At 73.0% G+C, this 20,897-nt stretch carries 22 protein-coding genes; 16 read left to right on the top strand and 6 right to left on the bottom strand.

Features of this window, described 5'->3' with window-relative positions; translation table 11 throughout:
- Nucleotides 1-73 precede the first annotated feature (73 nt).
- From ACQPYA_RS28440 to ACQPYA_RS28425, 4 genes are all read left to right on the top strand, one after another.
- Nucleotides 74-859, top strand: a complete 786-nt coding sequence (locus ACQPYA_RS28440) for an LmeA family phospholipid-binding protein (RefSeq protein WP_433530085.1) — start codon at nucleotides 74-76, stop codon at nucleotides 857-859.
- 72 nt (nucleotides 860-931) lie between these two features.
- Complete coding sequence (locus ACQPYA_RS28435) at nucleotides 932-1,009, top strand: Ms5788A family Cys-rich leader peptide (protein WP_331214547.1); 78 nt, start codon at nucleotides 932-934, stop codon at nucleotides 1,007-1,009.
- A 211-nt stretch (nucleotides 1,010-1,220) separates the two neighbouring features.
- Nucleotides 1,221-2,069, top strand: a complete 849-nt coding sequence (locus tag ACQPYA_RS28430) for a sulfurtransferase (RefSeq protein WP_433530084.1) — start codon at nucleotides 1,221-1,223, stop codon at nucleotides 2,067-2,069.
- A 1-nt stretch (nucleotide 2,070) separates the two neighbouring features.
- On the top strand, nucleotides 2,071-2,394 hold the full coding sequence (locus tag ACQPYA_RS28425; RefSeq protein ID WP_433530083.1) for a DUF1416 domain-containing protein: 324 nt from the start codon (nucleotides 2,071-2,073) through the stop codon (nucleotides 2,392-2,394).
- Nucleotides 2,395-2,827: 433 nt separating this feature from the next.
- Here the strand turns inward: ACQPYA_RS28425 and ACQPYA_RS28420 are convergent, their stop codons facing one another.
- Nucleotides 2,828-7,204 (bottom strand): S8 family serine peptidase, encoded by a 4,377-nt coding sequence (locus ACQPYA_RS28420; RefSeq protein ID WP_433530082.1) that lies wholly within the window; start codon nucleotides 7,202-7,204, stop codon nucleotides 2,828-2,830.
- 282 nt (nucleotides 7,205-7,486) lie between these two features.
- Between ACQPYA_RS28420 and ACQPYA_RS28415 the strand changes: the two genes are divergently transcribed.
- Entirely contained in the window at nucleotides 7,487-8,056 is a 570-nt protein-coding gene (locus ACQPYA_RS28415) for a winged helix-turn-helix domain-containing protein (RefSeq protein WP_433530081.1), read from the top strand.
- 50 nt (nucleotides 8,057-8,106) lie between these two features.
- Nucleotides 8,107-8,967: a hypothetical protein gene (locus ACQPYA_RS28410; RefSeq protein ID WP_433530080.1), complete on the top strand. Its 861-nt coding sequence runs from the start codon at nucleotides 8,107-8,109 to the stop codon at nucleotides 8,965-8,967.
- A gap of 13 nt (nucleotides 8,968-8,980) precedes the next feature.
- Here the strand turns inward: ACQPYA_RS28410 and ACQPYA_RS28405 are convergent, their stop codons facing one another.
- The 3 genes from ACQPYA_RS28405 to ACQPYA_RS28395 form a co-directional block, all read right to left on the bottom strand.
- The gene (locus ACQPYA_RS28405; protein ID WP_433530079.1) at nucleotides 8,981-11,032 is read right to left on the bottom strand and encodes an amylo-alpha-1,6-glucosidase; all 2,052 of its coding nucleotides are present in this window, start codon (nucleotides 11,030-11,032) and stop codon (nucleotides 8,981-8,983) included.
- Entirely contained in the window at nucleotides 11,029-11,409 is a 381-nt protein-coding gene (locus tag ACQPYA_RS28400) for an SCP2 sterol-binding domain-containing protein (RefSeq protein ID WP_433530078.1), read from the bottom strand. The genes ACQPYA_RS28405 and ACQPYA_RS28400 overlap by 4 nt, the downstream gene beginning before the upstream one ends.
- Nucleotides 11,410-11,480: 71 nt before the next feature.
- Entirely contained in the window at nucleotides 11,481-11,855 is a 375-nt protein-coding gene (locus tag ACQPYA_RS28395) for a DsrE family protein (protein ID WP_433530077.1), read from the bottom strand.
- Nucleotides 11,856-11,867: 12 nt separating this feature from the next.
- On the opposite strand from ACQPYA_RS28395, the gene mtfM reads away from it, so the two are divergent.
- Both mtfM and ACQPYA_RS28385 read left to right on the top strand, forming a co-directional pair.
- Nucleotides 11,868-11,981: a small membrane protein MtfM gene (gene mtfM, locus ACQPYA_RS28390; protein ID WP_433530076.1), complete on the top strand. Its 114-nt coding sequence runs from the start codon at nucleotides 11,868-11,870 to the stop codon at nucleotides 11,979-11,981.
- Complete coding sequence (locus tag ACQPYA_RS28385; protein WP_433530075.1) at nucleotides 11,974-12,567, top strand: FABP family protein; 594 nt, start codon at nucleotides 11,974-11,976, stop codon at nucleotides 12,565-12,567. The genes mtfM and ACQPYA_RS28385 overlap by 8 nt, the downstream gene beginning before the upstream one ends.
- A gap of 20 nt (nucleotides 12,568-12,587) precedes the next feature.
- Here ACQPYA_RS28385 and ACQPYA_RS28380 read toward each other — a convergent pair whose 3' ends face one another.
- Nucleotides 12,588-13,436, bottom strand: coding sequence for an aminotransferase class IV (locus tag ACQPYA_RS28380; protein WP_433530074.1), 849 nt, complete (start codon nucleotides 13,434-13,436; stop codon nucleotides 12,588-12,590).
- 67 nt (nucleotides 13,437-13,503) lie between these two features.
- Here ACQPYA_RS28380 and ACQPYA_RS28375 point away from each other — a divergent pair, with 67 nt between their 5' ends.
- The 4 genes from ACQPYA_RS28375 to ACQPYA_RS28360 all read left to right on the top strand — a co-directional run bounded on the left by ACQPYA_RS28375 (nucleotide 13,504) and on the right by ACQPYA_RS28360 (nucleotide 17,027).
- Nucleotides 13,504-13,932, top strand: coding sequence for a Fur family transcriptional regulator (locus ACQPYA_RS28375; RefSeq protein ID WP_433530073.1), 429 nt, complete (start codon nucleotides 13,504-13,506; stop codon nucleotides 13,930-13,932).
- Entirely contained in the window at nucleotides 13,929-15,041 is a 1,113-nt protein-coding gene (locus ACQPYA_RS28370) for a YgfZ/GcvT domain-containing protein (protein WP_433530072.1), read from the top strand. Before ACQPYA_RS28375 ends, ACQPYA_RS28370 begins: the two co-directional genes overlap by 4 nt.
- Before the next feature lie 104 nt (nucleotides 15,042-15,145).
- Entirely contained in the window at nucleotides 15,146-15,973 is an 828-nt protein-coding gene (locus ACQPYA_RS28365; RefSeq protein WP_433530071.1) for a 3-keto-5-aminohexanoate cleavage protein, read from the top strand.
- A 94-nt stretch (nucleotides 15,974-16,067) separates the two neighbouring features.
- Entirely contained in the window at nucleotides 16,068-17,027 is a 960-nt protein-coding gene (locus ACQPYA_RS28360) for an asparaginase (protein ID WP_433530070.1), read from the top strand.
- Between the two features lie 95 nt (nucleotides 17,028-17,122).
- Here the strand turns inward: ACQPYA_RS28360 and ACQPYA_RS28355 are convergent, their stop codons facing one another.
- Complete coding sequence (locus tag ACQPYA_RS28355) at nucleotides 17,123-17,920, bottom strand: alpha/beta fold hydrolase (protein ID WP_433530069.1); 798 nt, start codon at nucleotides 17,918-17,920, stop codon at nucleotides 17,123-17,125.
- A gap of 111 nt (nucleotides 17,921-18,031) precedes the next feature.
- Between ACQPYA_RS28355 and ACQPYA_RS28350 the strand changes: the two genes are divergently transcribed.
- From ACQPYA_RS28350 to ACQPYA_RS28335, 4 genes are all read left to right on the top strand, one after another.
- Entirely contained in the window at nucleotides 18,032-18,718 is a 687-nt protein-coding gene (locus ACQPYA_RS28350) for a helix-turn-helix domain-containing protein (RefSeq protein WP_433530068.1), read from the top strand.
- Complete coding sequence (locus ACQPYA_RS28345) at nucleotides 18,715-19,623, top strand: hypothetical protein (RefSeq protein WP_433530067.1); 909 nt, start codon at nucleotides 18,715-18,717, stop codon at nucleotides 19,621-19,623. Before ACQPYA_RS28350 ends, ACQPYA_RS28345 begins: the two co-directional genes overlap by 4 nt.
- Nucleotides 19,624-19,691: 68 nt before the next feature.
- The gene (locus ACQPYA_RS28340) at nucleotides 19,692-20,006 is read left to right on the top strand and encodes a DUF2516 family protein (protein ID WP_433530066.1); all 315 of its coding nucleotides are present in this window, start codon (nucleotides 19,692-19,694) and stop codon (nucleotides 20,004-20,006) included.
- Nucleotides 20,003-20,890, top strand: a complete 888-nt coding sequence (locus ACQPYA_RS28335) for an alpha/beta fold hydrolase (RefSeq protein ID WP_433530065.1) — start codon at nucleotides 20,003-20,005, stop codon at nucleotides 20,888-20,890. Before ACQPYA_RS28340 ends, ACQPYA_RS28335 begins: the two co-directional genes overlap by 4 nt.
- Nucleotides 20,891-20,897: the final 7 nt, after the last annotated feature.

The raw sequence follows: 20,897 nt of genomic DNA, 5'->3' as shown, positions 1-20,897 counted from the left end.
TTGAGGAATCCGGACTCCGGGTAACACCGGTGCGCCCCGGACGGCAACGACGTACGACAGGACAGGAGACGGCGTGAGCCACGAGTACACCCACGAAGAGCGACCGAGGCGACGGGGACGCAAGGTCCTGATCGGGTTCGCCGTTCTGCTGCTGGTCCTCGCCGGGCTGCTCGCCATCGCCGACCGGGTGGCGGCCACCGTGGCCGAGCGCACCATCGCCGACGAGGTCCGCAAGCAGGTGGCCGAGCAGGGCGCGCAGTCCTCGCCGCCGGAGGTCGAGGTGGGTGGTTTCCCGTTCCTCACCCAGGTGCTCGATGGCCGGTACGAGCGCATCTCGATCAGGCTGCGTGATGTTCAGGGCTCGGTGCAGGGGGACGCGGTGGCACTGCCCAGCCTGGACGTGGACGCCCGCAACGTGCGGGCCTCGCTGGACACGCTCCGCTCGGGCCGGGGTGAGGTCGTGGCCGAGACGGTCAACGGCACCGGCACCATCAGCTACCAGAGCCTGGCGGCGCTGCTCAACCGGGAGGGCCTGACCCTCGGCGAGCGCGACGGGAAGCTCGCCGTCAGCGCGCCGGTGGACATCCTCGGCCAACGGCTCACGGTCACCGGCACCGCCGACATCGTCATCGGGGATCAGGGGCAGATCTCGCTGCGCTTCGACAACCTGGACGCCGAAGGGCTGCCCAACGCGCCACTGGCCCGCACCCTGGTGAACAATTTCGCGCGCAGCATCTCGGTCGAGGTGCCCCTGCCGGAGCTGCCCTTCCAGCTCACCGTCCGCGAGGTCCGGCCGCAGCCCGGGGGCCTGACGGTGACCGCCGACGCCCGGGACGTACCGATCAACTCGGCCGGCTGACCCCGGCCCGGGTGTCCCGGATGCTGGTCGGCCCGGTGGCGCTAGCTGGGATGGCTGGTACGCTCGCTGACCATGGGGACGCTCCTCACCAAACGGCGCGCGGTCGACCTGTGCCGCGTGGCCACCTGCCTGTGTCGCTCCGTCATCTGACGGCGGGGCTGCAACGGGCCGCCTAGCGGCCATCGGCACTCGGGGTACGCGTACCTAATCCCGGTGCACCCCACCGGACGCCCGGCAGCGGCGCCGTCGCACGAACCCGTGATCCGTTCCTAGCTATGGGTCCCGCGCGTGGTGCGACACATCCACACCCATCGACCTCCGCGCGCTGGCTCACCATCCATCCTCACCAGGGAGTGATCTGATGAGTCGCGACACCGCACTCGTCTCGGCCGACTGGGCCGAGAAGAACCTCGACGCCGCGGGCGTCGTCTTCGTCGAGGTCGACGAGGACACCTCGGCCTACGACACCGGCCACATCGCCGGTGCGATCAAGCTCGACTGGAAGAACGACCTCCAGGATCCGGTCCGCCGGGACTTCGTCAACAAGACCCAGTTCGAGGCGCTGCTCTCCGAGCGGGGCATCAGCAACGACGACACCGTCATCCTCTACGGCGGCAACAACAACTGGTTCGCCGCGTACGCGTACTGGTACTTCAAGCTCTACGGCCACGGCGACGTCAAGCTGCTCGACGGTGGCCGCAAGAAGTGGGAACTGGACGCCCGCCCGCTGGTCGCCGACGCGGTGACCCGCCCGGCCACGCAGTATGTCGCCAGCGAGCCGGACGCCAGCATCCGGGCCTTCCGCGACGAGGTCGTCGCCGCGATCGGCACCAAGAACCTGGTCGACGTGCGCAGCCCCGACGAGTACGCCGGCCGCCTGCTCGCCCCCGCCCACCTGCCGCAGGAGCAGGCGCAGCGCGGAGGCCACATCCCGACCGCGATCAGCGTGCCGTGGTCCAAGGCGGCCAACGAGGACGGCACCTTCAAGTCCGACGACGACCTGCGCAGGATCTACGCCGAGGCCGGGCTGGACGACGGCAAGGAGACCATCGCGTACTGCCGGATCGGCGAGCGCTCCTCGCACACCTGGTTCGTGCTCCAGGAGCTGCTCGGCCACAGCAACGTGAAGAACTACGACGGATCCTGGACCGAGTACGGCTCGCTGGTCGGCGTGCCGGTGGCGCTCGGCGATGAGCCGGGGGAGGCCTGAGATGACCGCACCCACCACCGCCGGTTGCGCGGCACCGGACCAGTCCGCTCCGCTGCCCGCCAGCCTCGACCTGGAGAAGGAAACCGTCATCACCGGCGTCGTCCGCTCCGCCGAGGGTGAGGCGGTGCCCGGCGCGTACGTCCGCCTGCTCGACTCGACCGGTGAGTTCACCGCCGAGGTGGTGACCTCGCCCGCCGGCCAGTTCCGGTTCTTCGCCGCGCCGGGCAGCTGGACCCTGCGGGCGCTCTCCCGTTACGGCAACGGGGACGCTGCCGTGACCGCCGGCCGGGGCATCAACGAGGCGACCGTGACGGTCGTCGACTGACCCACGCTCTGATCGATTCGTGGCCCGTACCCCCAGTTTCCGTGGGGGACACGGGCCACGAGTCGTCGGTGCGGCGTCCGCCTCGCCCTCGCCCCGCCTCACCCTGCCTCGCCGAGTACGTGCTCGATCCGGGATCGAGTGGTCACCAGGCCGCTCTGACGCCACTCGATCCCGGATCGAGCGCGATCATGGGCGGTGGCCGGTCCCGGTTGGGGCGCAGCAGGCAGCGCCGGCCGTAGCTCGTCAACCGGTCGCAGAAGGCTGACGATGTACGTCCGGCGCACCCTTTACGGAGATCGTTGTCTCACCGAGCGCCAACTCGGGCAGGAATCCGGGCGAGCGGGTGAGCGCACCGGCGAGCAGATGCGCGGCGGCAAGAGGCGGTGGCCGCCGGCCCGGGAAGGGGCGGCGGCCACCGCTCTGTGTGCGGTTGTCAGATGCCGGTGGCTCTGGTGCAGTTCGATGCCGGGTCGAGGGCGAAGTCGAGGGTGCCGACGATGCCCGCCTCGATCTGGTGGCGCTTGACCTGCGGCACCCAGCCGTCCTTGGCCACGATCACCTCGTAGCGGCCCCTCGGCAGCCACCACGCGTACCGGCCGTTGGGTTCGGCCGTCAGGGTGGTGCCGGTGCCGGCCGAGATCAGGTTCACCCGGACGGTCGCCGGTATGCCCACGGTGACGCCGCCGCAGGTCGTGCCGGTCACGGTGCCCTGGATCTTGCCCCAACTGGCCGGTGGCGACACGTTCATCTCCACCGACACCGGAGTGACCGGGTACGGGGTGTCCGAGGCCACGGCAAGTTCGCCGCTGAACCGGCCGGGTTGGGCGACGCCGGCCTCCGCCGTGGCGGTGAGCGTGACGGTCACCGTCCGCGAGGCGCCCGGAGCGAGGGTGAAGGTGGTCGGGGATCCGCTCAGCCAGGGCAGGTCCGCCTCGGCCGCGCAGAGTTCCAGACCACCGAGCCGCTCGCTGTCCGCGCTGCCCACAAAGGAACTGGGCGAGCCCCCGATCTTGTACGCGCCGCAGGCGGCGGCGCCCCGGTAGCGGTTGAACCGGGCGTTGGGCAGGTCACGCCAGGCTCCGGTGGCCGGATCGAAGCCGATCGTGCGGTTGGTGACCGCCGTCGAGCCCGCGGTCACGCCGCCGGCCAGCACGAGCAGCCCGCCGGCCGCCGCGTACTGGGAGCCCCACAGCTCCAGCGGCATCGCCGGCAGTGGACTCCAGCTGTCACTCGCCGGGTCGTAGCGGTAGGCGTCGGTGTACTCGGTGCTGCCGGTGCCACCGGCGCAGTAGACCCCGGCCCCGATGCCGCCGCAGGCCAGCCACGCCACCCGGTGCGGGTAGGCCGCGCCGGTGCCGAAGGTGCCCGTCTTCGGATCGAACACCACCAGCCGGTCGGTGTCGGTGCAGGCGGCGTCGGCGCAGCCGCCCACCAGGTACACCTTGCCGCCGACCACGGCCGCGCCGGCCGCCGCGACCGGTGCCGGGTTGGTCACCCCGGCCAGGGTGCTCCACGTCCCGGCCGCCGGGTCGAAGACGTCGACCGTGGCGTTGGTGCCGCTGGCCGTGCCCCAACCGCCGATCACGTAGAGCTTGCCGTCGATCGCCGCCGCGGCCGGCTTGGAGCGGACCGTCGGCAGGTCGGGCAGGGCCGTCCAGGCGTTGGCCCCCGGGTCGTACGCCCAGGCCTTGCGCTCGTTGCCGGTGCTACCGCCACCACCGACCGAGTAGATCTTCCCGTCCAGCCAGGCCGCGGCGTTGTCGTAGATCGAGGCCGGCAGTCTGGCGATCTCGCTCCACGCCTCGTCGGCCGCGGGCGTGCTGCCCTCCGGCGCCGCCCCGCCGTACGCGGTTCCGGTCCACTCCTTGCTGATGCCCTTCATCTTCTGCTCGCGCAGCGCTGCGCCACCCTGGTTGAGCAGCTGGAACTGGCCGGAGCGTTCGAGCAGTTCCACGGCGGCCGGCGCGCTGCCGGTGTTGGTCACGGTCAGCCGGGTGGTGCGGGTGCTGCCGTACGGCTGGTGCGACTCGATGGTGGTCGGGCTGACGGTCAACCGGCCGGCGCCGAGGGCGAAGTCGGCCCGTTTCACCCCGTCGGCGGCGACCGCGACGTTCTTCGTGGCCGGCTGGTAGGGCGTCCGGCTGGCGGTGAACGGGTGGCTGCCGGTCAGGCCGGAGAAGAGCCAGTAGAAGCCGTCCGGCTGGTTGGGGTCCTCCGGGGTGGCCGCCGAGACGGCCCGGTCCTCCGGCCGGTCGTCGCTGACCACCGTCACCCCGTTGACCGGGGCACCGGTGTTGCGGTCGGTGGTGGTGCCGACCACCAGTCCACCGGGCACCGGCGAGCAGTCGCGGTTGACCACCTCCACGTCGTCCACCTGCCACCACCAGGCGAAGGTGCCCTTGAAGCGGAAGCGGACCAGCGCGACCGAGGCGTTCCCCGCCGGGGTCAGCGGCACCTCCTCGACCCGTGGGCCGCGCCGGCTGGACGTCTGGTGCCAGACGTTGGTCCAGTTGGCGCCGGCGTCGGTGGAGACGTCGATGTCGGCGGTGTCGGTGATCCCGACGGCCCGCCAGTCACTGCGGAACCGCAACACCGGGGCGGCGGCCCCGGTCAGGTCGAGCGGCGGGGTGACCAGGTCGGTGTCCTGGGTGTTGCCGGAGCCGAGGGCGTCGCTGTCGATGATGGCAAACCCGCCGGTGCCGCCGGTGAGGTTGCCGCGCGAGCGGAGGTCGGTGAAGGCCCAGCCGCCGGAGGCGGTGCGGTTGGTCACCGTCCAGCCCGAGGGCGCGCTGGTGCCGTCGAAGCTCTGGGTGAGCAGTGGCGTGCCGAACCGGCCGCTGTAGCCGGCGGCGGTGCAGGCGGCGTCGACGGGTACCGCCACGTTGACCGTGGCGGCGGCGCCGGCCACCGGCACGTCCCGGGTGACGGTGCGGTAGCCCGGGTACTGGGCGGTGACGGTGAGCCGGTAGGAGGCGTTACCCGGCACGGTGAAGGAGTAGCGGCCGGTGACCGGGTCGGTGAAGACCGGTGTGCCGGGCCGCCCGGCCACCTCGATCTTCGCGTACAGCGGCCAGCCGTGGCCCGAGCCGTCGGTGACCTTTCCGCTGACGGTGACCGTCGGGTTCGCCACCAGGGCGAAGTTCCTGGTGACCGCGCCGCCCTCGGCCACGGTGACGGTCGCCGACTGGCCGACGTAGCCGTAGGCGCTGACCGTGAGGGTGCTCTCGCCGGCCGGCACGCTCAGCGCGTACCGCCCGTCGGCGGCGGTGGTCGCGCTGCGGGTGCCGTCGGTCACCGTCGCGCCGGCGACCGGGTCGCCGTTGCCCGCGTCGGTGACCAGGCCGGTGATCCGGCCGACCGGACCCCGGGGCGCGTCCCGCACCGCCGCGTACGCGTCGAGCCGTCCCTCGCCGAACACGTTGTTGTCGGCCGGGGTGCCGCCGCAGGTGGTGGCGTCGACATCACGGGCGGTACGGTCCAACAGCTCCTCGGTGGCGGCCACGTCCCCGCGCAGGCTCGGCGCCGCCGCCCAGACCAGCGCCACCGTGCCGGCGACGTGCGGGGCGGCCATCGAGGTGCCGCTGAACGAGGCGTACCCGCCGTTGCGGACGCTGGAGCGGACGCTGCTGCCGGGCGCGGCGATGTTCGGCTTGATCAGGTCGGTGCCGGAGCCGCGGCCGGAGAAGCTGGCGATGTTGTTGTTCACGTCGTACGCCCCGACCGCGTACGCGTTCGCGTTGTCGCCGGGCGAGCCGGCGCTGCCGCAGGCCGGGCCGTCGTTGCCGGCGGAGAAGACCGGGAACATGCCGGCGGCCCGCCAGGCGCTGATGGTCTGCTGGTACCAGGGGTCGCCCCCGTCGCCGCCCCAGGAGTTGTTGACGATGTCGGGGCGCAGGTCCGGCCGGGGGTTCTGGCCGTTGGCGTCGGTCGGGGCGAGTACCCACTGGCCGGAGGCGAGCAGGGACGCGTCGGAGCAGCTGTTCGACTCGCAGCCCTTGGCGGCGATCCACCTGGCGCCCGGAGCGACGCCGATCTGGTTGCCGGCGCCGTCGTCGCCGACCATCGTGCCCATCGTGTGGGTGCCGTGGTCGTTGTTGTCGCAGGGCGCGGTGCCGGCACAGATGCCGGCCGGGTCGAACCAGTTGTACGCGTGGTCGAAACCGCCGCCGAGGTTGCCGCGGTAGGAGCCGACCAGGGCGGGGTGGTCGTACCGCACGCCGCTGTCGATGTTGGCCACCACGATGCCCTCGCCGCGGTCGCCGAACTCGTCCCACACCTGGGGTGCGCCGATGTTGCTCAGCCCCCACTCGACGGCGGCGGTACGGGCCCGCGCAGCATCGCTGGCGGTCGGCCGGACCAGGGGATAGCTGCGACTCGGCGCGATCCGGGCCACCTCGGGCCGCTGGGCGATCTGGTCCAGCAGGGCGTGATCGCCCTCCACCCGCACCGCGTTGGCGATCCAGTACGCCGTGTGCGGCACCTTCCGATCGTCGAGCAGCGTCCGCAGGTCGCGCTGGGTGCGGTCGGCCGTGCTGGTGAGCAGTTTGTGCACCTCACGGGCGCGGCCGTCCGGGTCGCGCAGCTTGGCGGCCTGGGCGAGCGGCGCGGTCTCCCGCAGGTAGACCAGGAACGTCGTGGTCGGCGTGGCGCTGAGCCGGTCGAGCACTTCCTGGTCGACGGTGGCCCGCTCCGAGGTCGGCGGTGGGGCCGGCGCGGCGACCGCGGGTTGGGCGGTGAAGCCCAGCACGGCGGCGGTCAGCACCGCCACCGCCCGCCAACGTGGCGATCGAGCGGATGGTCGTGTGAACAATGTTCCTCCCCACGTCGTCGGTCCCGATCCGTTCGGGGCCCGGACACCCGCGCGCCGGGCTGCGACGTCGCGGAGCGGTCGGGCGATGTGGGTGGCCGTCGCCCGCCCGCTGAGAGTCATGCTCTGGCCGGGACAGGCGGTGATCAATGGATGGCGTCAGTCAGTACTCGGTCAGTGACGAGGCGCGATCCTGACCGATAGGCTGAACCGGGTGCTATCGGTGGCCGTCGTTGTCGATTGCTGGGAAGTCGCAGGTCAGCGTGGCACCGGCGGGGAGGAAGTGTGTCCGGTGGAGAGATCCCGATTCTGGTCTGCGTCAGCTCCGACGTCGCCGTCCGGCAACGGGTGGTGCAGCGGCTGGACGATGTGGGGCCCGTGGTTGTCTGCGCCGATCTCGCCCAACTGCGCGCGATGTTTCCGGCCCCGGCGGTGGAGGCCGCCATCCCGGGCGGCGATGCGGGCGAGGGGCCGGCGGGTCGCCCGGCGGACCGGGCGGCCAACTGGGGTGACCTTGTCGTCGACCGGGCCGGGCACCTGGTCACCTGGCGGGGCGCACCGCTCGGGCTGACCCGTACCGAGCGGGAACTGCTGGCCCGGTTGGTCAGCCCGCCGATCGGGCTGTGGAGCTACGAGCGGCTCTTCGCCTCCGTCTGGGGCGGCGCCTACCTCGGCGACACCGCGATCCTGCACTCGGCGGTCAAGCGCCTGCGGCGCAAGCTGCGGGTGCTGCCCGACGGGCCGCAGGTGCAGACCGTCCGTGGCGTGGGCTACCGGCTGGCCACGCCGCCGGAGACCGTCGAGGGGCACCGCGACGGCCCCGGCCCGCCGCAGCGCGCCGACGGTCAGGGCTGACGCCGGGCGGTGGCGGCACCGGCGTGTACCGCGCGTGACACCATGGCCCGGTGAGCGGTGCAGTCCAGACGGGGTACGCCCCACCCGCAGGTCCCCCACCACCGGAGTCCGGCGACCGGTGGCCGCGCTGGTTGGTGGCGCTGACCGTGGCCTGGGCGGTGCTGCTCGCCGGTCTCACCTGGGTTTCGACCCGCAACGACCCGCCGACCGTCCGCGAGCAGCGCAGCCTGACCCAGGCCGCCCCGGTGGTCGACGGCGCGATTGGCGAGCTGGTCGCGGCGGCCACCGGCGCGGTGCCCGCCCTGCTGCCACCCGAGGTCGACCGGGGCTGCCGGGTGGCCCCGTTCGCCGAGGGCGCGACGCTGAGGCGCCAGGTCGAGCTGGCCGTGCCCGGGGGCGAGGAGCGCTCCGTGCTGGAACGGATCGCCGACCGGCTGCCCCCGGCGTGGCGGGCCGGCGTCCGGGTCACCCCCGACGGTCCCCGGTTGCGCGCCGACGCGGGCGAGTTCGTCGCCGTGCAGGGGCGGCAGGTCGCCGACGGCCGGCTCCGGTTGACCGTCGACACCGGCTGCCGTCGGGTCGGCAACGGTTACGCCGCTGCCGCGCTGGGCGCCACGGGCGCCGAGGTCGGTGCGCTGACCGAGGCGCTGCGGGCCCTCGGTGTCCCGGCGGCGGAGCCCGAGGCGCTGGTGACCGCCCCCTGCCCCGGCGGCGGCGTGGCGCGTACCGTCCGGTCCACCGCCGGCCCGGCGTCGGCCTCACCGCAGGCCGCGCTCGCGTCGCTGGCCGGCGGCACACCGGTGGTCGAAACCCCCGAGCTGTACGCCTACCGGCGCGACCGCGTGGCGGTGCTGGTCGACCTCTACCCCGACGAGATGCTGCTCTCCGCCACCACCGGCTGCGCCGGCTGACCGGCTGGTCGAGTCACCGGTTCGACTCGTCGTCGCGGGTGCGGCTGCGGCCCAGCGCGTCCACCCGGCCCCACCGGCCGGGGATGTCCAGCAGCTCCACCCGCCCCATCCCGGACGGCACGTACGGGTCGATGATCAGGTGCTCGCCCTCCGGTTCGAGCCCGAGCATGACCCGCAGCAACAGCAGCGGCGTCCCCGCCGACCAGGCCTGCGGGCTGCACGCGGTCGGGTACTGCACCGGGTACTCGGTGAGTTCACGCTCGTAGCCGGCGAACGCCTCCGGCAGCCGGCCGGCGAAGTAGCGCGACGCCGCCAGCATCGACTCGCAGATCTGCCCGGCCTCCGCCCGGAATCCGTACTTCCAGAGTCCCCAGGCGATGATCGAGTTGTCGAACGGCCAGACCGTGCCCACGTGGTAGCCGATCGGGTTGTAGCGTCCCTGGTCGTCGGCGAGGGTCCGGATGCCCCAGCCGGAGAAGAGCCGGGGGCTCAGCAGGTGCTCGGCGATCCGCGCGGCCCGTGACTCCTCCACGATGCCGCTCCAGAGCAGGTGCCCGATGTTGGAGCTGAGCGCGTCCACCGGGCTGCCGTCGGCGTCCAGCGCGAGCGCGTAGTACCCCTTCCCCGGCAGCCAGAAGTCCCGGTTGAACCGCTCCTTCAGCTCGGCGGCCTCGCGCTCCAGCTGGTCGGCGTACTGCGGGTCGTTCCAGAACAGCCGGGCCATCCGGGCGCCGCGCAGCTTGGCGTCGTACGCGTAGCCCTGCAACTCGCAGGTGGCCCGGGGAAAACTCGGCAGGCGTCCGTCGGAGTAGCTGATGGCGTCCCACGAGTCCTTCCAGCACTGGTTCTCCAGGCCGGTCTGCGGGTTGCGCGTCTGGTACCAGACGTACCCGGTGCCGAGCAGGTCGCCGTAGGTGTCGATCCAGGTCAGGGCGGCCCGGGCGGAGAACTCCAGCCGCTTGACCAACTCGACGTCACCGGTCCACCGCTCGTACTCGTCGAGCAGGATCACGAACAGCGCCGTGGAGTCGGCCGAACCGTAGTAGGGCGAGTGCGGCTGCTCCTCGAAGCCGGCGGTCTCGCCGTAGCGCAGCTCGTGCAGGATCTTGCCCGGCTCCTCGTCGCGGAAGTCGTCCAGCCGGTGGCCCTGGAGGCCGGCCAGCATCGTCAACGTCGGCGGGATCAGCTCCGGCAGGAAGGGCAGCACCTGGAGCGAGGTGATGATGCTGTCCCGGCCGAACAGCGTCATGAACCAGGGCAGCCCGGCGGCCATCAGCCGGACGCCGAGCGCGATCGACTCGTACCGCAGCGCGCCCAGGTCGTTGAGGCTGCGCCGGTACGCCCCGGCCAGCGGTTCGCAGTCGCAGCCCAGCTTCGGTGCCTTGGCGACGAAGTCGGCGTGCTCGGCCTGGATGTCCGCCGTGGTCCGGCTGCCGGAGAGCGGCAGGCGGGTGCGGACGTCCTCGCCGCGGGCACCGTAGATCACGGTGGTGACCGTCAACCGGGTGGTCCACTCGCCGTGCGGCTCGATCTGGATCCGAAAGGTCATCCCGGTCTTGTCGATCTCCGCGGGGGCGCTGGTGTTGACCACCGTCTCGCGGTGGAAGGCATCCCGGCGGTACGTCAGGCGCAGCGTGTCCTCCGCGACCTTGGCGGTGAGGTGGCCGCGCTTGCCCCGGGTGTTCTTGATCTCGAACAGGTCGGCGAAGTCCGCGGCCATCTCGACCCGGACGGTGAACGTCATCTCCTGCCCGGAGTGGTTGAGCACGGTCAGCTCCTCGTCGAAGCTGCCGCCGATGGCCCGACTCCTGATCACCGAGACCTTGGTGTCCAGGAAGTGGCTGGGTTCGCCGGGCACCAGGAAGTAGCGGGTCCGGTAGGACTCCGCGTCGTCGACGGAGAGCGCCTGTAGCCGCTCGCCGTCGAGCAGCAGCAGCCAGGTGGAGAGAAAGCGGGTGTCGAAGGCGAAGAGGCCGGTGGGGAAGTCCAGCGATGGTTCGATGTCCCCACGGTGGTCACTGACCAGGAACGTGTTGCCGTCCAGGATGCTGACCAAATCCGTCACCGCCCCCGCCGGACGTGCTCGCGGGCCACCTCGCGCGGGTCCCGGGTGCCGGGCGCGGCCGGGAAGAACAGGCGGAAGGCGAGAAACAGCACCACGTTCCCGGTGTACGTGCTCTCGTTGCGGAACAGCGCGGCCAACGCCTGCGCCCGGCCGGTGACCAGCCGGTCGAAGAGGTCCTCGCCGCTGTACCAGATGGCGTCGGCCGGTTCCGGTCCCTGGCTGACCTCGGCGGCCCCCGGCCGCATCCGGACCAGCCAGTGCACGGTGCGTTGGCCGTCGGAGAGGTCGATGCGCAGCGTGCCGTCGACCGGGGCGCGCAGAATCGCCGGGGCGCGAGCCGGCAAGGTCGCGAAGAACTGCTCGGTCGCCTCGGTCACACCCGAATCGTAGGCATTGGTCCGACTTGCCGGGCGGGTTCGGCCGCCTTGCCGCGTCCTGCCTGGACGCCTCAGTAGACGAGCGCCTGCGCGCCCTCCGCCATCGTCTCCTCGACGAAGACCGCAGCGCCCGCGATCCGGACGCCGGGCAGCACGTCGCCGGGGCCGATGTCCCGGCGGGCGGCGCACTGCGTGCACGCGGTCACCGTGCCGGTGGCCAGGATCACGTGCAGCAACTCGGCCAGCGGCGCCGAGTGCGGCAACTCGAAATCCTGGGCCCGGCCGGGCAGGGCGAACCAGGTCGACTCGCCGGTCAACCAGAGCGAGACGTGCACCCCGGCGGCGGCCGCCGTGGCCGCCACGGTGAATGCCTGGGCGCAACGCTCGGGCGCGTCGGTGCCGGCGGTGGCCTTGACGACGAGAGTGCGGGCCATACCGCCCAGCATAGGATGACCCGGATGGTCACCGAGATCGGGTTCGTCAGCCTGCTGGTCGCCGGCCTGGGCGCGCTCGCCGGCGGCCTGGTCTACCTGGCTGTCCGCATTTCGAGAGGCAAATGGCACCGTGAGTGACGACAACCCGCTGGCGCCGCCGCCGTGGCTGAACGCGCCGCCGGTCGACCCGTACCCCTTCGAGGAGAGTCACGACCTGCGGGTCGGCCCGAAGCTGCACCCCACGCTGGACGGCCTGCTGCCGTACATCGGGGTGTGGCGGGGTCGGGGCCGGGGTGGTTTTCCCACCATCGAGGACTTCGACTTCGCCCAGGAGATCCGGATCAGCCACGACGGCCGGCCCTTCCTGCACTACGAGTCGCGGGCCTGGATCCTCGACGAGCAGAGCCGTCCGGTGCGCCCGGCGGGCCGGGAGGTCGGCTGGTGGCGGCCGGTGCTGGACGGTGACCGGGCCACCGACGAGCTGGAGGCCCTGCTGACCGTCCCGACCGGGGTGATGGAGCTGCACGTCGGCCGGCGCAAGGGCACCCAGATCGAGTTCGTCACCGACGCCGTGGTGCGGACGGCCACCGCCAAGGAGGTCACCGCCGGGCACCGGCTCTTCGGCATCGTCGAGGGCGCCCTGCTCTACGCCCAGGACATGGCCGCCGTCGGCCAGCCGCTCTCCCCGCACCTCTCCGCCCGGCTGATCCGGGTCGCCGGCTGACGCGATCCGCTGGCCCACCGTCAGGGCAGCGGGAAACCGACCAGTTCCTGTAGCGCGCGGGTACGCGGGCTGCGGGACAGCCGCTCGCCGTCGAGGGCGAGCACCTCCACCAGGCCACGGATGGACGAGCTGAGCCAGACGCCGTCGGCGGCGCGCAGCCCGGCCGGGGTGACCATGCGTTCGGCGGCCCGGCAGCCCACCTCGGCGGCGTGGTCGAGCAGCCAGGCGACGGTGGTGCCGGGCAGGATGCCGGTGCGCCGGGCCGGCACGGTGCAGAGCGTGTCGCCGGCCAGCCACACCACGTTGGCGGTCGGCCCCTCCAGCGCGTACCCGTCGGAGGAGACCCAGAGCACGTCGTCCACGCCGGCCCGGGCGGCCCAGCGGCGGGCGGCCGTGCTCGCCCCGTACGACGTCGACTTGATGCCGGCCGGGAGCCAGTCCAGCTCGGGGCGGGCCTCGGCGGGCACGCCCAGGGAGAGGGTGGCGACGCGTACCCCGTCGTGCCGGGCCTGCCGGGCCGCCGGGGTGACCTCCGACAGGGTGGCGTAGACGGTGGGTGGCCCACCGGCCTCCGGCCCCCGGGTGCAGACCAGCCGCAGCGCGCCCTCGACCTCGGCCGGCCACCCGGCGGCGACGATGTCCAGCAGCTCGACCAGGGCCGCGTCGGCCGGCAGGGTCAGCTCCACGGCCGCCGCGCCGGCCCGCAGCCGGGCCAGGTGCTCGCGGCGTAGCCAGGGCCGCCCGCCGCGCAGATGCATGGTCTCGAAGAGCCCGTCGCCGCGCAGCACACCGAGGTCGTCCGCGCGCAGCACCGGCTCCCCGGCCGGCAACAGTCCCCGGCCCAGCACGCCGATCCGCGACGCCACCATGGGGGACGAGCATAGTGCCGACCGGCCGCGCCGGGAGGTGCGCGGATTGCCGAACTATGATCGGAGGATGTCCGAATCCTCCCTCGCGGAACTGCTCCGCTCCCGTGGGCTGCGGCTGACGGCGCAGCGACAGCTGATCCTCCAGGCGGTGCTGGACCTGGGGCACGCCACCCCGGAGCAGGTGCACACGGCGGTACGCGAGGTCGCCGCGGGCGTCAACATCACCACCATCTACCGCACGCTGGAGTTGCTGGAGCGGCTCGGCCTGGTCACCCACACCCACCTGTCGCACGGTTCACCGACCTACCACGCGGCCGGCGAGGACCAGCACGTCCACCTCGTCTGCCGGGAGTGCGGCGCCATCGACGAGATGGATCCGGAGCTGCTGCGCCCGCTGGCCGACCGGTTGGCGGCCGGGCGGGGTTTCCGGATGGACATCGGCCACGTCTCCTTCTTCGGCGTCTGCGAGCGGTGCGGGAACGGGGAGCAAGCATGATCGACATCGCGGGTGCGGTGGCCATGGAGAGCATCGACGAGGCCAGCCGGGACCAGCCGGAGCCGGCCCACGCGGCGGCCGGGGTGCGGTCGGTGGCCGCGCACTACGGCGACCCGATGCGGGAGCAGCGCCTGCTGGAGACCGAGGTCGGCCTGGTCGACCGGTCCCACCGGGGCATCATCGCGGTACCGGGCGAGGAGCGGATCTCCTGGCTGCACACCCTCACCACCCAGCACCTGGCCGAGTTGGCCGCCTGGCAGGGCACCGAACTGCTCGTGCTCAGCCCGCACGGCCACGTCGAGCAGCACGCCATGGTCGCCGAGGACGGCGTCACCACCTGGCTGGACACCGAGCCGGGGGCCACCGGGGGCCTGCTGACCTACCTGGAGAAGATGCGCTTCTTCAGCCGGGTCGAGCCCCGCGACGCCACCGCCGACCACGCCCTGCTGTCGCTGGTCGGGCCGCAGGCGACCGACGCCGTCTCGGTGCTCGACGTGCCTGCGCTCGCCGCACCGGAGATGACCGGCGTGCCCGGTCCCAAGTTCCGCTCCGGCGAGCTGTCCGCACGACCCACCGTCCGCTACGACGTCAAGCCGCTGCCGATCGGCGGGTGGGCCCGGCGCGGGCCGTTGGGCGTGGACCTGCTGGTGCCTCGCCCGGCGATGGACCAGGTGGTCACGCAGCTGCGCGGCAACGGAGTGCCGCCGGTCGGGCTGTGGGCGTACGAGGCGGTGCGGGTGGCCGCCCGACGGGCCCGGGTCGGTGTCGACACCGACCACCGGACGATCCCCGCCGAAGTGGATCTGATCGCCCCGGCCGTGCACCTGGACAAGGGCTGCTACCGGGGGCAGGAGACGGTCGCCCGGGTACACAACATGGGCCGCCCGCCGCGCCGGCTGGTCCTGCTGCACCTGGACGGCGTGACCACCGACCAACTGCCGGCCGCCGGCACCCCGGTCACCCTCGACGGCCGGACGGTCGGCTTCGTCGGCACCGCCGTGCACCACTACGAGCTGGGTCAGATCGCGCTCGCCGTGGTCAAGCGATCCGTCCCCGACACCGCCCCCCTCCGCATCGCCGACAGCACCGCCGCCATCGACCAGATGTAAGGAAGGGCCCCCTGTTAACGCCTGCGGTAGAGGACGGGCCCCCTGTTAACACACCGAGGCCGGTCAACGCCGGTGCCCGCAGTGGGCGTTCTAGGATCGCCGGCATGACAACAGGGACGTTGATCACGGTTGCCCCGACCGGCGCGGAGTCGGCCAAGGCGGAGGTGCCGGCGCTGCCGGTGACCCTCGATGAGCTGCTGCTCACCGCGAAGGAGTGCGAGGCGCTGGGCGCCTCCGTGATCCACGTCCACATTCGGGACGACGAGGCGCGGCCGACCCTCGACCAGGGCCGGCTCCGGGCGACCGTGGCGGCGTTGCGCGAGAGCACCGACCTGATCGTGCAGCTCTCCACCGGCGGCGCGGTCACCGACCCGGAGGCCGACCGGCTCGCCGTGCTGGACGCGGGGCCGGACATGGCCTCCTGCACCATGGGCACGGTCAACTTCGGTGACGAGGTCTTCCTCAACCGCTGGGAGTTCATCGTCGACCTGCACGCCCGGATGCAGGAACGCGGCATCCTGCCGGAGTACGAGATCTTCGATCTCGGCCACCTGAGCGCGTTGCAGCGCCTGCTCGGCAGGTACGGCCTGCCGCACGGCGGCCACGTTCACGTCGACTTCGTCATGGGGGTGCCCGGTGGCATGCCGGGCACCACGGCGACGCTCGTCGCGGCCCAGCAGATGCTCCGCGACCTGCCGGAGGGCACCACCTTCTCGGCGACCGGCATCGGCCGTACCAGCATTCCGGTGATGCTCGCCGCGCTCTCCGCCGGCGGTCACCTGCGGGTCGGGATGGAGGACACGGTGACGTACGCCAAGGGCCGTCCGGTGGAGTCCAACATGCAGTTGGTGGCCCGGGCGGTCGGCTTCGCCCAACTCGCCCAGCGCCCGCCGCTGAACACCGACGAGGCCCGCCAACTGCTCGGCCGGTAAGGTCGCCCCTGGCCGACGCACCTGTACGCCCGGAGGTTGATTCCCTGCTCACCCCGGCGGCGGGCGGGTCCGGTACGCCGGTACCGTCCACGTCGTGGGAAAGACGTACGGGGGCGGCGCGCCGCTCGCCGAGGTGGTCCGGTCCGGCTTCGTCGAGGGTGTGCACCGAGGGTCGGTGGTGGTGCTCGACGCCACCGGCGCGGTGGTGGCCGCGGCGGGTGACGTGACCGCGCCGGTCTTCCCCCGCTCCTCGAACAAGCCGATGCAGGCGGTCGGGATGATCCGCGACGGCCTGCCGCTGACCGATCCCGCCGATCTTGCCCTGGTGGCGGCCAGCCACGCGGGTGAGGAGTTTCACCTCGCCCGGGTCGGCGCGCTGCTCGCCACCGTCGGGCTCGGCGAGGAGGACCTGCGCTGCCCGCCGGAGCTGCCGGTCGGCGAACAGGCGCGGGAGGCGGTGCTGCGGGCCGGCGGCGGCCCCACCCGGATCCAGATGAACTGCTCCGGCAAGCATGCCGGAATGCTGCTGACCTGCCGCCGGGCCGGCTGGCCGGTGGACGGCTACTGGCGGGCGGAGCATCCCCTCCAGCAGCGACTGCGGTACGCGGTCGAGGAGTTCACCGGCGAGGAGGCGGTGGCGGTCGGCGTCGACGGCTGCGGTGCCCCGGTGCTCTCCGCGTCGTTGACCGGACTGGCCGGCGCGTACCTCCGGCTGGTCGCGGCCGATCCGGGGACGGTGCCGCGCACGGTGGCCGACGCGATGCGGGCGCATCCGGAGATCGTCGGCGGTACGCAGGCCGACGACACCCGGCTGATGCGCGGCGTACCCGGGCTGTTGGTGAAGGTGGGCGCGGAGGGTGTCATCGCCGCGGCGCTGCCGGAGGTCGGTGCCGTGGCCCTGAAGATCGACGACGGCGCGGGTCGGGCCCGGATGCCGGTGCTGGTCTCCGCGCTGCGCCGGCTCGCGGTCGACGCGCCGGTGCTGGCGGAGTTCGCGGAGGTGCCGCTCTTCGGCGGCGGCCTCCCGGTCGGCGGGGTACGCCCGCTCTGGTAGCGGCCCACCGCCCTCCGGTGCCCGGCGCCGGGCACCAGAGGGGTCGGACAGCCGCTGCCGTGAAGTCCCGCGGGGTCATCCGACAGCCGCTCAGCTCAGGGAAGGAAGTCGAGCAGGGCGGCGTTGACCGGAGCCGGCCGCTCCAGCGGCAGCAGGTGGGCGGCGTCCGGCACGTCGGGCAGCCGCACGGCCTGCGGCGCGTCGGCGGCGATGCGGTCGGCCAGCTGCCGGATGTCGGGCACATCCGCCGCGCCGGCACCGACCAGCACGGGTACGCCCAGCTCGCCGAGCCGGTCGACGGCCGGCGGGTCCAGCTCGGCGATGTCCACCGCGCTGAGCGCCAACTCGGCGGCGAGCGCGCGTTCGTCCATCGCGGTGGCGAAGGCGATCAGCTGCGGGTCCACGTCCTCCGGGCTGCGCTCCGGGCCGACCACCCAGAACCGCACCTCGCCCGCGGCGGTGGCGGCGAAGTCCTCCGGGTCCACCTCGCCGACCAGCGTCTCCCAGAGGTCGTTGGTCTCCTCGGACCAGTCGTGTCCGGAGACGGCGGTGCCGAGCAGGGCGAGCGCGCTGACCCGCTCCGGGTGGGCGAGTGCGGTGTCGATCGCCACCGCTCCACCGAACGAGGAGCCGACCAGGGCGGCGCGGGCCAGGCCGAGCGCGTCGAGCAGGCCGGCCACGTCGTGGTGGTGGGCGAAGGGGGTGGGCGGCAGCTCGGAGTCGCCGTAGCCGCGCAGATCCAGGGCGATCACCCGGTGCCGGGTGGCGAGCGCGCCGACCTGCTCGCGCCACATCCGGCGGTCGGCGATGCCGGCATGGAGCAGGACGACCGGGGATCCGCTGCCGACCTCGTCGTACGCCAACCGGGCGCCATTTACTTCGATCTTGGTCACCGCAGGACGGTACGACCAGGTACGAGTGGCGCGCAACCGGACAGTGAGACCCTGCTAACTTCGGCTAGCGCTTCGCTTGCAGTTGCTAGCAGGCCGAGCTAGCGTTGAGTCATGGCCACATCCAAGGACCTTCCCGACGTCGGCGGGTTCATTCGTGATCTGCGGCGGAACGCGAAGATTTCCCTGCGGCAGCTCGCCGACCAGGCCGGAGTCAGCAATCCCTACCTCAGCCAGATCGAGCGCGGCCTGCGCCGGCCCAGCGCCGAGGTGCTCCAGCAACTCGCCAGCGCGCTGCGGGTCTCCACCCCGGCGATGTACCTGCGGGCCGGGCTGCTCGACGACAAGGAGGGGCAGGGGGTGCTGGCGGCCATCGCGGTCGATCCGGACCTGACGATGGCCCAGAAGCAGTCCCTCACCCAGATCTACGAGACGTTCCGCCGGGAGAACGCCCGGCTCGCCGAGGCGACCGCCGCTGCCGGTGCCGCCGCGAGCGAGGCCGCCGCCGGTCAGGGCACCGCCGCCGGTCACGCATCCGCCGCCGGCAATGCATCCGCCGCCGGCTTCGCGTCGCCGGACGCGGCCGACCTGGCCGCGCCTGATGTCACCGCACCCGACGTGGCGAACCTGGCCGCGACCGGACCCACCACCGTTGAAGGTTCACCGACCGAGGCCGTTCTCGAATCGGTGGCCGTGACCGAGGCGGGTGCGGCAGCCGCGCCGACCCGTACGCCTGCCAAGAAGGCCGCCCGCAAGGTGGTCCGCAAGGCCGCCGCGGCGGCCCAGGAGGAGAAGCCATGACCGAGCCGAGGACCAACCGCATTCCCGCTCCGATCTATGCCGCTGCCGGCGCCGGTGAGCTGGCCCTGGAGCAGTTGCGCAAACTGCCCGCCGTGGTCGGTGAGCTGCGCGACCGCGTCGTCGCCGACGGCGGCCGGGTCGTCGGCGACCTGGGCGGCAAGGCCGTCGTCGCCGGTTTCGAGCTGCGCCAGAAGGCCAACGACACGCTGCGCAACGCCAACCTGACCGCCGAGTCGCTGCGGCAGAAGGCCGCCGCCCCGGCCGCCGACCTGACCCGGCTACGCGAGGCCGCCGACCTGGGGAAGCTGCGTGAGGCAGCGGACTTCAACCGGCTGCGCGACTCCGCCGACCTGGCAAAGCTGCGCGAGGCGGCGGACCTGGGGAAGCTGCGTGAGGCGGCGGACCTGGACCGGCTGCGCGAGGTGGCGACCCGCAATGCCGCCGCGGTCGTCGCCGGGGCCCAGGTCGCGCAGGAGCGGGCGCTGGCCGCGTACGGTGCGCTGGTCGCGCGGGGCGAGCGGGTCGTCGGCGCGGGCGTGCTGGAGGCCGCCGACACGGTGAACGCCGACATCGAGGCCACCGAGGCCACCGAGGCGACCGCGTCGGCTGTGGAGACCAAGCCGACCGAGGCCACCGCGTCGGCTGTGGAGACCAAGCCGACCGAGGCCACCGCAACGGTCGCGGAGACCAAGCCCGCTGCGGAGACCAAGCCCGCCGCAGAAAGCAAGCCGGTCGAGGCGCCGAGCCCGGCCAAGGTGGCCGAGGTTGCCGAGGCGAAGCCGGCGGGCGCGAAGAAGGCCGCCCGGGCCAAGACGACCCCTCGGCAGTCCGCCGCCAAGCGGGACGCCACCCCGTCGGCGAAGCTGCCGCGAGGCAGCAAGCGGAGCCGTCCGGCGGCCGAGTGACCGATGCCGGCGATCCCGGCTACCGTCCTGTCGGACGGATCCGGGATCGCCGGCATAAGCTAGCCGTCATGGCCAACGCCGCGCCGATCTTTGTTTTCGACGTTACCTACGTGATCGATCTGGTCCTGTTCGTCTTCGCTCTCGTCGTGCAGGGGATCGCGCTCGTGCACGCCGTCACGCAGCGCTCCGACGCGTTCCCCGCGATCGGCACGCTGCCGAAGGGCGGCTGGATCGCGATTCTTGCGGTCACCCTGCTGCTGACCCTGCTCACCCGCACGACGCTCAGCATCTTCGGGCTGATCGGCGTCGCGGCGGCACTCATCTACCTGCTCGACGTCCGGGTCGGGCTACGCGAACTGGGCGACGGTAGAGGGTCCTGGTGAGGGCCTTCCGCTGGCCACCACCACCGGACGGCGGACCTCGCACCTGGGGGCCCGGTCCGGGCGGGCCGCGCAGCGGCCGCCCGCCGCTGCCCGAACCGGAGACCGAGATGGTCGCCACGCCGCACGAGGTACGCCTGGAGCGGCTGGTCACCGGGGTCGGTGACCCGGTCACCGTGTTCGCCCACGGGCTGGGCAACGGTATCGCCACCACCCGCCCCTTCGGCAGCGGCGTCACCGGCCGCAAGGTCTTCTTCCAGTTCCGTGGCCACGGCCGCTCCGACGCGCCCGACGGGCCGTGGAGCTATCTGGACCTGGCCCGGGATCTGCGGGCGATCGCCGACCTGGCCGGCGCGACCCGGGCCTTCGGGGTCAGCCTCGGCGCGGGCGCGCTGTGCCGGCTGCTGGTCGAGAGCCCGGAGCGCTTCGAGCGGCTCGTCTTCTTCCTGCCCGCCGCCCTCGACCGGCCGCGGGGGCCGGTCGCCCGGGCCCGGTTGACCGAGCTGCTGGCGGCGGTGGAGAGCGGGGACGCCTCGGCCGTGGCCGAGGTCGTCGCGGCCGAGCTGCCGCCGGCCGTACGCAACACGCCGGCCGGCTGGGCGTACCTTCGCCAGCGGCTGGATCACCTGCTGCGCGACGGGCTCGCCGCCGGCTTGGCCGACCTGCCGGAGCAGGCGCCGCTGGCCGACGCGGGAGTGCTCGCCGCGGTGACCGCGCCGGCCCTGGTCATCGCCGCCGAGGGCGACGACCTGCACCCGGTGGAGGTCGCCGAGCAACTCGCCGCCGCCCTGCCCGGGGCGACCCTGCACCGGTACGCCCGCCCCGGCGTGCTCTGGACGGATCGCGCCGACCTGCGCGGACGGATCTCCGAGTTCCTCAACGGGTAGCCTGCGC

The organism is Micromonospora sp. CA-263727, from assembly GCF_050942455.1.
In the GTDB taxonomy this organism is placed as follows: domain Bacteria; phylum Actinomycetota; class Actinomycetes; order Mycobacteriales; family Micromonosporaceae; genus Micromonospora.
The sequence above is the reverse complement of the archived record's forward strand: the minus strand, read 5'-3'. Positions and strand labels throughout refer to the sequence as shown.

What these genes read in the sequence shown, in the direction of transcription:
- ACQPYA_RS28340 (WP_433530066.1), top strand. Translation starts at nt 19,692, where the DNA reads ATGGCCAACGCCGCGCCGATCTTTGTTTTCGACGTTACCTACGTGATC.
- ACQPYA_RS28350 (WP_433530068.1), top strand. Translation starts at nt 18,032, where the DNA reads ATGGCCACATCCAAGGACCTTCCCGACGTCGGCGGGTTCATTCGTGAT.
- ACQPYA_RS28345 (WP_433530067.1), top strand. Translation starts at nt 18,715, where the DNA reads ATGACCGAGCCGAGGACCAACCGCATTCCCGCTCCGATCTATGCCGCT.
- ACQPYA_RS28375 (WP_433530073.1), top strand. Translation starts at nt 13,504, where the DNA reads ATGTCCGAATCCTCCCTCGCGGAACTGCTCCGCTCCCGTGGGCTGCGG.
- ACQPYA_RS28395 (WP_433530077.1), bottom strand. Translation starts at nt 11,855, where the DNA reads ATGCTGGGCGGTATGGCCCGCACTCTCGTCGTCAAGGCCACCGCCGGC.
- ACQPYA_RS28380 (WP_433530074.1), bottom strand. Translation starts at nt 13,436, where the DNA reads ATGGTGGCGTCGCGGATCGGCGTGCTGGGCCGGGGACTGTTGCCGGCC.
- mtfM (WP_433530076.1), top strand. Translation starts at nt 11,868, where the DNA reads ATGGTCACCGAGATCGGGTTCGTCAGCCTGCTGGTCGCCGGCCTGGGC.
- ACQPYA_RS28430 (WP_433530084.1), top strand. Translation starts at nt 1,221, where the DNA reads ATGAGTCGCGACACCGCACTCGTCTCGGCCGACTGGGCCGAGAAGAAC.
- ACQPYA_RS28370 (WP_433530072.1), top strand. Translation starts at nt 13,929, where the DNA reads ATGATCGACATCGCGGGTGCGGTGGCCATGGAGAGCATCGACGAGGCC.
- ACQPYA_RS28435 (WP_331214547.1), top strand. Translation starts at nt 932, where the DNA reads ATGGGGACGCTCCTCACCAAACGGCGCGCGGTCGACCTGTGCCGCGTG.
- ACQPYA_RS28425 (WP_433530083.1), top strand. Translation starts at nt 2,071, where the DNA reads ATGACCGCACCCACCACCGCCGGTTGCGCGGCACCGGACCAGTCCGCT.
- ACQPYA_RS28365 (WP_433530071.1), top strand. Translation starts at nt 15,146, where the DNA reads ATGACAACAGGGACGTTGATCACGGTTGCCCCGACCGGCGCGGAGTCG.